This window comes from bacterium (assembly GCA_022616075.1).
In the GTDB taxonomy this organism is placed as follows: Bacteria; Acidobacteriota; HRBIN11; order JAKEFK01; family JAKEFK01; genus JAKEFK01.
The window spans coordinates 101,572-110,682 of record JAKEFK010000211.1 but is presented as its reverse complement, the minus strand read 5'-3'; the positions used below and the strand labels follow the sequence as shown (position 1 = coordinate 110,682).

At 49.8% G+C, this 9,111-nt stretch carries 10 protein-coding genes; 3 read left to right on the top strand and 7 right to left on the bottom strand.

What is annotated here, in order from left to right:
- Window positions 1–7: 7 nt before the first annotated feature.
- From L0156_17410 to L0156_17385, 6 genes are all read right to left on the bottom strand, one after another.
- The gene (locus tag L0156_17410) at window positions 8–694 is read right to left on the bottom strand and encodes an ABC transporter ATP-binding protein (protein MCI0604768.1); all 687 of its coding nucleotides are present in this window, start codon (window positions 692–694) and stop codon (window positions 8–10) included.
- Window positions 691–1,845, bottom strand: a complete 1,155-nt coding sequence (locus L0156_17405; GenBank protein MCI0604767.1) for an efflux RND transporter periplasmic adaptor subunit — start codon at window positions 1,843–1,845, stop codon at window positions 691–693. Before L0156_17405 ends, L0156_17410 begins: the two co-directional genes overlap by 4 nt.
- Before the next feature lie 37 nt (window positions 1,846–1,882).
- Window positions 1,883–2,218: a 6-carboxytetrahydropterin synthase gene (locus L0156_17400; GenBank protein MCI0604766.1), complete on the bottom strand. Its 336-nt coding sequence runs from the start codon at window positions 2,216–2,218 to the stop codon at window positions 1,883–1,885.
- A complete protein-coding gene (locus L0156_17395) occupies window positions 2,199–3,332 on the bottom strand; it encodes an FAD-binding oxidoreductase (protein ID MCI0604765.1) in 1,134 nt (377 codons plus the stop codon). Before L0156_17395 ends, L0156_17400 begins: the two co-directional genes overlap by 20 nt.
- Window positions 3,320–3,964 carry a 7-cyano-7-deazaguanine synthase gene (locus L0156_17390; protein ID MCI0604764.1) on the bottom strand — a complete coding sequence of 215 codons (645 nt, stop codon included), beginning with the start codon at window positions 3,962–3,964 and terminating at the stop codon, window positions 3,320–3,322. The genes L0156_17395 and L0156_17390 overlap by 13 nt, the downstream gene beginning before the upstream one ends.
- Before the next feature lie 101 nt (window positions 3,965–4,065).
- A complete protein-coding gene (locus L0156_17385; GenBank protein MCI0604763.1) occupies window positions 4,066–4,815 on the bottom strand; it encodes an SDR family oxidoreductase in 750 nt (249 codons plus the stop codon).
- A gap of 136 nt (window positions 4,816–4,951) precedes the next feature.
- Here L0156_17385 and L0156_17380 point away from each other — a divergent pair, with 136 nt between their 5' ends.
- The gene (locus tag L0156_17380) at window positions 4,952–5,392 is read left to right on the top strand and encodes an Hsp20/alpha crystallin family protein (GenBank protein ID MCI0604762.1); all 441 of its coding nucleotides are present in this window, start codon (window positions 4,952–4,954) and stop codon (window positions 5,390–5,392) included.
- On the opposite strand, the gene L0156_17375 is transcribed toward L0156_17380, so the two are convergent.
- The gene (locus tag L0156_17375; GenBank protein ID MCI0604761.1) at window positions 5,382–6,353 is read right to left on the bottom strand and encodes a glycosyltransferase family 9 protein; all 972 of its coding nucleotides are present in this window, start codon (window positions 6,351–6,353) and stop codon (window positions 5,382–5,384) included. The two genes, L0156_17380 and L0156_17375, sit on opposite strands and share 11 nt — an antisense overlap.
- A 78-nt stretch (window positions 6,354–6,431) precedes the next feature.
- Between L0156_17375 and rpsO the strand changes: the two genes are divergently transcribed.
- Window positions 6,432–6,698, top strand: a complete 267-nt coding sequence (rpsO, locus tag L0156_17370; GenBank protein MCI0604760.1) for a 30S ribosomal protein S15 — start codon at window positions 6,432–6,434, stop codon at window positions 6,696–6,698.
- 168 nt (window positions 6,699–6,866) lie between these two features.
- A complete protein-coding gene (gene pnp / locus L0156_17365; GenBank protein MCI0604759.1) occupies window positions 6,867–9,095 on the top strand; it encodes a polyribonucleotide nucleotidyltransferase in 2,229 nt (742 codons plus the stop codon).
- Window positions 9,096–9,111 lie beyond the last annotated feature (16 nt).

Genomic DNA, 9,111 nt, shown 5'->3' with positions numbered 1-9,111 from the left:
CTAGAGCTTACGCAGGCGAGACGCCCGCGCTACTTAGCTCAATCTCACCATCATGCATGCGGATCACGCGTCGCGCGCGTTCTCCGATCGCTGGATCGTGAGTCACAACAATGAGCGTTAATCCCGCGCGATTCATGCCTTCAATCAGCTCAACGATTTCCTGTCCCGAGTGGGAATCAAGATTGCCGGTGGGCTCATCCGCCAGAAGTATCGAAGGTCCCATCACAACAGCGCGCGCGATGGCGGTGCGCTGTCTTTCTCCTCCGGACAACTGGTTCGGGCGGTGTTTCGAACGATGTGACAAACCTACACTTTCCAGCGCTTTCTCCACACGTTTCTTGCGTTCTTCGCGCGGCACTCCCGCAAAAATCATCGGAAGCTCCACATTACCTGCGGCATCGAGCCGCGGCACCAGATGAAAGAATTGAAAAACAAAACCGATGCGATGACGCCGGATCAGGGAAAGCTCAGTTTCCTCCATATGCGTCACATCTTTTCCTTCTAATATATACGTACCAGTGCTGGGGCGATCCAGACATCCGATCACGTTTAGAAGAGTCGATTTTCCAGAACCGGATGGCCCCATCAAGGCAACATGATCGCCCGCTTCAATTTCCAGATTGACGTTCCGCAGCGCGTGAACCGTTTCATCTCCCACCTGAAATTCGCGAGAAATATTTTTGAGCTGGATCACTTTTTTCCCTCTTGCGTGACCTTCACCTCCGCGCCTTCCGTAACCTGCGCGAGGTCCAGCGACATCGCGATCTGCTCTCCTGCTTTGAGCCCATCGAGGACTTCTACATATTCCCAGTTGCGCAAACCGGTTTTCACCGGGCGGGCAAGCAGCTTTCCTTCTTGCACGACGAGAACTTTGTTTCCTTCCATCAGCGCGTAAGCAGGAATCCGCAATACATTTTCGTGCGCGTTTAGAATTACTTCCAAATCCGCCGAAGTTCCCGGAAGCACCGTGTGACCAAAATCCTTATCTTCAAATTCCGCTTCCACATCCACTGTGCGGTTTTGTCCTTCGATATCCTGAACAAACGGAGCGATACGCGTCAGTTTTCCGTGAAATGTTTTATCCGGATAGGGATCCAAACTGATCCGGGCCGGCAAACTGATTCGTAGCCGGCCGGCATCCGTTTCATCCATGGGGGCTTCCACATAAACGCCGGAATTATCTAGAATGTCAAGAACGGGAGGAATCGGAACGCCGGGAGGCGAAGGACTGATGTATTCGCCGACTTCAGTGGAAACCTGCGCAATGATTCCATCGAAAGGCGCGCGCAGCTCCGTCTTTTTCAGATTTGCTCGCGCAACTGCAATCGAAGCTTCGGCGCGCTTCACTTCCGATTTTGCAGCATCGCATCGCGCTTTTGCCGCATCATAATTTTCGTTCGCCTGATCCAAGATTGCCACCGAAACGATTCCCTGCTGATGCAACGAGCGGTTCCGTTCCAGCTCGCGTCCCGCCCAATCTGCAGCGACACACGCTTCCTTCATCGTGGATCGCGCGGACTGAGCGGCTCGTTCGGCCAGTGAAAGCAACGCTTTTAAATCGGAATCCTCCAGCTGCAGTAATAGCTGTCCGGTCTTCACTGTCTCTCCTTCCCGCGCGCCAAGATAGACAACCCGGCCACCCAATTCAGGACTGAGTTTTGCCCGTTTACGAACTTTCACGGTTCCGGCTTTGCTGTTGGTGACCGTTTCTTCCACTTTCCCTTTTTCTACTTTGTACGCAGAAATTTCCACCGGCTTCGGTCGAAATAATGTGAATCGAAGTCCGAGTCCGGCCGCAATGAGAATCACAAGTATGATGACACGCTTCCGCCATTTAGGGCTCAATTTTGACTCCCCTCTGATGTGGTGCGGGCTGACACATTCAGGCCGTTGTCAGCTCCGCGTATTTTCCATGTCCTTCCCAGACCCGGATTGTGAATCGATACGGCAACTTTCCTAAAATCTTTTCTGCCAGAAGCTCACAAATATTTTCCACGGACGGATAATCAAGATAATCGTTGAAATCGCGGTGATCATACTCTGCAAGCACTCCGCGCACGATGGATTTCAGGTCTGCAAAATCCAAAATCATTCCCCCTCTTTTCTCGCCTTCAATCACCACATCGATCGTATAAGTATGACCATGCAGACGTCCACACTTATCATGGCCAGGAAGATGATGAGCACAATCGATATATTCAGTGATTCCAAGCTTCATAAAGGGTCCTCCAATCTCCGCCGGTGTAATCGGGTAGATTTCTTATTCTATCACTCGAAAAATAATGCGGAATTACGGCTTTGTCATGCACAATGAGCTCGTAAAGCCACGATGCACATTCCAGCGCATAGCTATGCCCGAGGCCACACATCCCTGAGAGCACAAACTGATTTCGTCTTTCCAGCAGCGGCCCAACAAACGGAAATCCATCCAAAGTGATCGCCATGGTTCCATACCATGTTCTTAATGGATGTTCTGAATGCCGCACGTGCAGATTCTCCCGAATCCATCTTATTTGTTGCTCCAAAATTTCTTCGGAAACGGAGGTGGCGATTCCCGTTTCCTCCTCCGGGACACTGGATTCCAAACCTCCGAAACGAAGATTATTCGACGTAAAGTTCCAGTAGATATCGCCGTATTGGGCAATGACCGGCTGCGCGCAAGGCGGTTGATCGAGGATTTCCAATTCCAGCATCTGGCCGCGCAGCGGAATAAATTTGCCCTTGAGCTCCGGAACCAATTCGCCTGCGAATGCGTTCAGACAGTACACAACTTTGCGAGCGCGAAACTCTTCCATCGATGTCAAAACAAGCAATGAATCGGATTCATCAACGACCTGGATTACCGGGCTTCCCGTTTTGACTGGAAAATTGCGGGCCAGTTCACTCCAGAAAGTTCCTGAATCAATGAGACCGTCCGCCGGGTTGAAGATTCCCGGTCGATCCTCCCGGAGTCCGGCAGGTACTGCATCCAGCCATTCGACCGGAAATCCTTCCGCGCGCATGAGTGTATAGCTTGCGCGAAGCTCCTGAACCTCTTGTTCCATCAGTCCGATCGTAAAACTTCCCGTAGGTTCGACAGTATTAGTAAGTTCGCGTATTCTTTGGTGAGAAGACAGATGGATTCGCTGAATTTCCGACGCGCGCTGTGAACCCCACCTTTTTGCGGTGCGGGAAAAATGCTCCCCAAATCCTGCGATCAGAAAACCGGCATTTTTGCCGGTGGCGCCGGCGAGCAAATCTCCCTTTTCCAGAAGAAGAATGTTTTGATCGTGAAAAAAGTGTGCAACGGAAATTCCGGACATCCCGCCGCCGATTACAATCAGGTCGTACACAACGGGTCGTTCATTCCTAACTGACGGAAAGCTTCGGCTCTTTCTGTGCAGCTAATACAGATACCGCAGGGCTCCGTTTGATTCCAGTAACAACTCCATGTGAAGTTCAGTGGAACTTTCCATTCAATCGCCTTTTCAAGCACCTGCAGTTTCGTGTAGCCTGCAAGCGGCAATTCGATTTGCACTTTGCGGATTTGCAACGCCTGATTTGCGAGATCCTGTAACGCCTGAACAAAGCGGGAACCTGCATCAGGAAAGGCATCCTGGTCTTCCGCGGTATGACCGCCCACAATTGCTGTGCATTGGTGCATTTCAGCAAAATAGATGGCGATCGAATAAAAAATCATGTTTCGGTTGGAGATGTAGCCTTCCGGAGCTTTGCTGGAAAATTTTGAAACAAAGTCCGCTGCCTCTTTCAGAAACGGAAGCGGCACTTCGATTAAATCAGCAGGAAAATGTTGAAGCAAACGGAGCACGGCAAGCCGCTCGCGAAAAGGGCGCAGGTAATAATGATAGGAGATCGCTTTGATTTGTTGGAAACGATTTTGAGCCCACGCAAGAGCGGCCCCTGAATCGAGCCCGCCGGACAGCAGAACAAGCGCGCAAGAGTAATCGTGGATCATAATCGTCATCTTAATCCTGATCGTTGTCTTGATCGTCTATCATCCATCATCAAAGCATTACGAACAACGATTTAGATTGCGATTAAGATCATGATTACGATCCAAGATTGTTATGGCATGTAAATTCCACCATCAATCACAAAAGTTTGTCCTGTCATATAAGTGCATTCCGGTGAAGCCAGAAACGCAACCAACTCAGCAACCTCTTCCGGTTTTCCGATCCGTCCGGAAGGGCTTTCGTTCGAAATTGCTGCTAGATCCTCACTGGTCAGTTTCCACTTTGTGATCCAATCAGTGGCGATGGAACCTGGCGCAACGCAGTTTACCTGAACTGTTGGTGCAAACAGCCTGGCCATGGTTCGGGTAATTCCTACAACGGCACTCTTCGCCGCCGTATAAAAATAGGTATGAGCATCCCCATAAAGGGCGGCGCTCGAGGAAAAATTGATGATTTTCCCCCCTCGTTCACCCATCAATTCAAAGGCAGTGTGGCTGCAAAGCATGGTTCCTTTAACGTCAGTGTCCATGGTCTTTTGCCATTCGTTCCAGTCGATTTGCCGGGGTTCTATGTCCCAACCGCTCGACGAGGAATGAGAAGCGCAATTGACGAGTACATCGAGGCGTCCAAACTTTGCTGTGCAAAACCCAAAGAGACGGGTCACGTCGTCGTACTGGCTAACGTCCACTTGCAGATTCTCGACGTGGCACAGGTCGGATAAGGATCCTTTGAGCTCCTTGGACGATTCTGCAGAACGGTTGTAGGTGAAAAGAATGTCATAGTCTCTGCTCGCGAACAGTCGACAGATTGCAGCGCCGATCCCTCGAGCGCCTCCTGTGACCAGGACTACCCTTTTCGCCATACCCCCTACTTTATCTTTATTTTGAATCATTTACAACTTGAGTGTAAATAACTAAGATTTTATGCTTGACAGACCATAAAGCCAGAATTATATTTTTCACAGTAAACCTAAACATTCAAATACTGGAGGAAAAACAATGGTTGGATTGGAAAGATATAGACCATTCAGAAGTATCGACATGTTTCCTGAATTCAATGACTTAGTTTCTCGTTTGTTTGATGACCAGGTCTTCAATGTAGGCAGACCGCAGACATGGGTACCCACTTCAGACATTCATGAAACTGAAGATCAGGTGAAGATCCATTTGGATCTTCCTGGAATGAGCCGGGAAAACCTTGATATTCAGCTCACGGACAGCAACACGCTCACAATTCGCGGTGAAAGAAAATTCGAAGAAGTTGATAAGGCAAAGTATCATCGCGTCGAACGCTTCTATGGCAACTTCACTCGCAGTTTTGTGCTGCCAACGAATGTTGATACAGACAAAATCACTGCGACTTTCAAAGATGGCGTTCTTGAGATTTCTCTGCCGAAAGCTGAGTCCGCAAAGCCACGCAAAATCACGATCAAGTCCTAAGTTCTGTTTCTGGAGGACGGTATTCGATGCCGTCCTTCAGAATTGTTTTGACCATCTTCCACACTTCCTCAACCGTAATCGTTTCAATGCAAAAAGGTTTTTGATTGGACGATGGTTCACATTCAACAAAGAATCGTTGCCTGCAAGGAGAGCAAGGGAATGAGTGATAGATGACCCGGCCCGTCGACAATGACCGGAGCCCGGTAATACTAGGATCTCCCGGCCCATAGATTCCGATCACAGGTGCTCCGCATTGCTGCGCAAGGTGAAGAGGCCCTGAATCGTTCCCAATGAAAAGTGCGCATCTTTTTAGCAATTCGGCAAACTCGCCCAGTGATGGTTTGATAGTCAGAGAAAATCCATTCAGATGCAGTTCTTCCCCCGAGACAAACATCACCGCAAGGCCTTCCTCTTTCAGTTTCCGTCCGATCTCAACAAAACGATCGAGATGCCATGCTCTTTCTTTTTTCGACGCTCCCGGATGGAGGATGGCGAGCGATTCACGCTTGCAGTTCGGTAAAGCCGGATAACGAGCTGGAGCAATGTCAAATAGTTTCAGTAACTCCAGGAAGTATTCCGATTGATGCATTCGATGTGTCGGGGGCTTCAATGATTTTCGGAGCAAGAATCCACGATGCTCATAGTCGTAACCATATAGTGGAGATACACCTGCCCACCGCAAGGCAAGGGCAGAACCAATTGAGTTTGGTAGCACGAGTCCCCCATCTGCCTGAAAATGCTCGATTTTCTGGATTGTTTCAGGGTCCCAGTGTGGCCAGCTTTCCGCAGGGTAGGCGATCACCTCGGCATTGGGAACCGGAAAAATCGAGAAAAGGTCAGAATGTTGAATCGAAGTACAGAGTCCGATCCTGTCGAAATGACACGAAAGGCTGAAAAGCAGGTCGTATGCAAACAGAATATCTCCCATCCAATTGGGCAGTTTCACGAAGAGAGAAGGCATGGTGCTTGTTGTTGCTAATTGTAAACAGCTTCTATATAATACGTGTTTCCAAAAAAGAAAGAAGGAGTATAACGTTTCGTGTTGACGAAAGAGCGTAAGACCGAGATTATCAGCTCGTACCAAACCCACCCGTCTGATACGGGCTCCCCGGAAGTACAGATAGCCATCCTGACCGAACGGATTAACTCGCTAACCGAGCACTTCAAAGGCCACGCGAAGGACCATCATTCCCGTCGGGGGCTATTGAAAATGGTCAGCAAGCGCCGCCGTCTTCTTGATTTCCTCAAGGATGAAGACGCCAAGCGGTACAAGGCTATCCTCAAAAAGCTTAACATTCGTAAGTAGACTTCCTATTTCCCGGACGCGAAACCGCTCCCCCGCGATACGTGTAGCGAATTGCAAATATCAATTACCACAGATGAACACGAATGAGCTCAGCACTCAGCACTCCGTGCTCAGCACTGATTTCATCTGCGTTTGTCTGTGGTTTTCCAAAACGGAGGTTTAGAAAATATGGAACGCCGAGTAGAAATCCCGGTAGGCGACCGGATCATGAAAATCGAGACAGGACGTCTCGCCAAACAGGCAAACGGTTCTGTGCTCATCCAGTACGGAGATACCATCGTGCTGGTCACAGCATGTTTTGATGACAACCCCAGAGAGGGTGGTGATTTTTTCCCCTTAACAGTTGATTACAGAGAATACACTTATGCCGCAGGTAAGATTCCCGGCGGTTTTTTCAAACGGGAAGGCAAACCAACCGAAAAAGAAGTTTTGACCTCGCGGTTGATTGATCGTTCAATCCGTCCACTTTTCCCGGAGGGCTACTACAATGAAACCCAGGTAATCGCATCCGTCCTTTCCGCCGATCAAGAGAATGACCCGGATGTTTTAGGTTTGGTGGGAGCATCCGCTGCTCTGTACCTGTCCAAGAGTCCTTTCAACAGTCCGATCGCAGGAGTTCGTGTGGGTTTGATTGACAATCAACTGGTCTTAAATCCAACGAATCAGCAACAGACTCAAAGCTCACTTGAAATCGTTGTGGCCGGTACTGAAACGGCGATCGTGATGGTTGAGGCTCTGGCTCGTGAAATGCCCGAAGAAAAAATGATTGAAGCGATCATGTTCGGTCATGAAGCGATCAAGAAAATCATCAGTGCGATCAAACAACTCTTCAACAGTCAGCCTTATACGAAAAACGCTGTGCCGCCGGTTGAATATCCGACCGACATCGTAGATGACATCCGGTTCCGTCATGGGGCTGCGATTCTTTCCGCGTTGAACGTTTCGGGGAAACTTGCCTCACGGCAGGCGCTGAAGGAATTAGAGGAGAGCATCCTATCCGAGATTCCTGAGGAAGAGGAAGAGAAACGGGAATCGACCGAGAAATCATTTCATAAGGTAAAAGAAGAACTCGTGCGGAACCAGATTCTACAAGGACAAAGATCAGACGGTCGCGCGGCCAACGAAGTCCGGCCGATTGATATTCAGGTCGGGCTTTTGCCTCGAACGCACGGATCGGCATTGTTTACCAGGGGTGAAACTCAGGCTCTTGCCACCGTGACCCTTGGAACATCGGAAGACGCTCAGATCATTGATGAATTGGAGGGGGAAAGCAAAAGACGTTTCATGCTGCACTACAATTTTCCTCCATTCTCTGTTGCCGAAGTCGGGTTTTTGCGCGCGCCCTCCAGGCGTGAGATCGGGCATGGAGCGCTTGCTGACAAAGCGATTCGCACTTTGTTGCCTGATGAAACAACGTTTCCTTACACCATCCGGCTTGTTTCGGACATTCTGGAATCAAACGGCTCCTCTTCGATGGCCACGGTCTGCGGCGGTGTGCTTGCATTGATGGATGCGGGTGTGCCGTTGAAGTCTCCTGCCGCCGGTGTTGCAATGGGGCTAATCATGGAAGGGGAACGCTATTCCATTTTGACCGATATTGCAGGAGAAGAAGATCACACCGGAGATATGGATTTTAAAGTTGCTGGTACAAGAGAGGGCATTACAGCTCTTCAAATGGATGTGAAGCTGGAAGGATTGTCCGCGAATATCATGCATCAGGCTTTGAATCAGGCGAAAGAAGCTCGCCTGTTTATTTTGGATAAGATGCTGCAGGTGCTTCCTGAACATCGTTCGGAGATTTCCAGTTTTGCGCCGAGACTCATCACGATGAAGATTCCTACGGATAAGATTCGCGAAGTCATCGGACCGGGCGGCAAAGTGATTCGTGGAATCATCGAGCAAACCGGCGTGAAGATCGATGTGCAGGATGATGGAACTGTCACCATCGCCAGCGCTGATGAATCCGCTGCCAAGAAAGCTCAACAGATTATTGAAGGGATCACTGCAACCGCTGAGAAAGGCCGCACCTATCTTGGAAAGGTCCAGCGTATTGCTGAATATGGCGCTTTTGTGGAGATCATTCCAGGCACCGTGGGACTCCTACATGTTTCCGAGATGGCGCCTTATCGTGTGCATGAAGTTCGAGATCTGGTGACGGAAGGACAGGAATTGATGGTTCGAGTGATTGAGATTGGAGATGACGGAAAAATCCGGCTCAGCCACAAGGAATTTGCGCAAGCGACACCGCCACCCGGTTACAACGAAGGTCGCCGGGAAAGGGAACCAGAACGCCCTCGCCGCGAAGGTGAGTACAGGCCTCGCTCACAGGATCGTGATCGTGAGTATCGTGGTCGTCGTTCCGATTCCAATCGACGCGGACCTCGCTCCAACTATTAGAATCGCAGGCGTGACG

Excerpts from the sequence above, each read along its gene's own strand:
- L0156_17400 (MCI0604766.1), bottom strand. The coding sequence starts at position 2,218 with ATGAAGCTTGGAATCACTGAATATATCGATTGTGCTCATCATCTTCCT.
- L0156_17375 (MCI0604761.1), bottom strand. The coding sequence starts at position 6,353 with ATGCCTTCTCTCTTCGTGAAACTGCCCAATTGGATGGGAGATATTCTG.
- L0156_17390 (MCI0604764.1), bottom strand. The coding sequence starts at position 3,964 with ATGACGATTATGATCCACGATTACTCTTGCGCGCTTGTTCTGCTGTCC.
- pnp (MCI0604759.1), top strand. The coding sequence starts at position 6,867 with ATGGAACGCCGAGTAGAAATCCCGGTAGGCGACCGGATCATGAAAATC.
- L0156_17385 (MCI0604763.1), bottom strand. The coding sequence starts at position 4,815 with ATGGCGAAAAGGGTAGTCCTGGTCACAGGAGGCGCTCGAGGGATCGGC.
- L0156_17380 (MCI0604762.1), top strand. The coding sequence starts at position 4,952 with ATGGTTGGATTGGAAAGATATAGACCATTCAGAAGTATCGACATGTTT.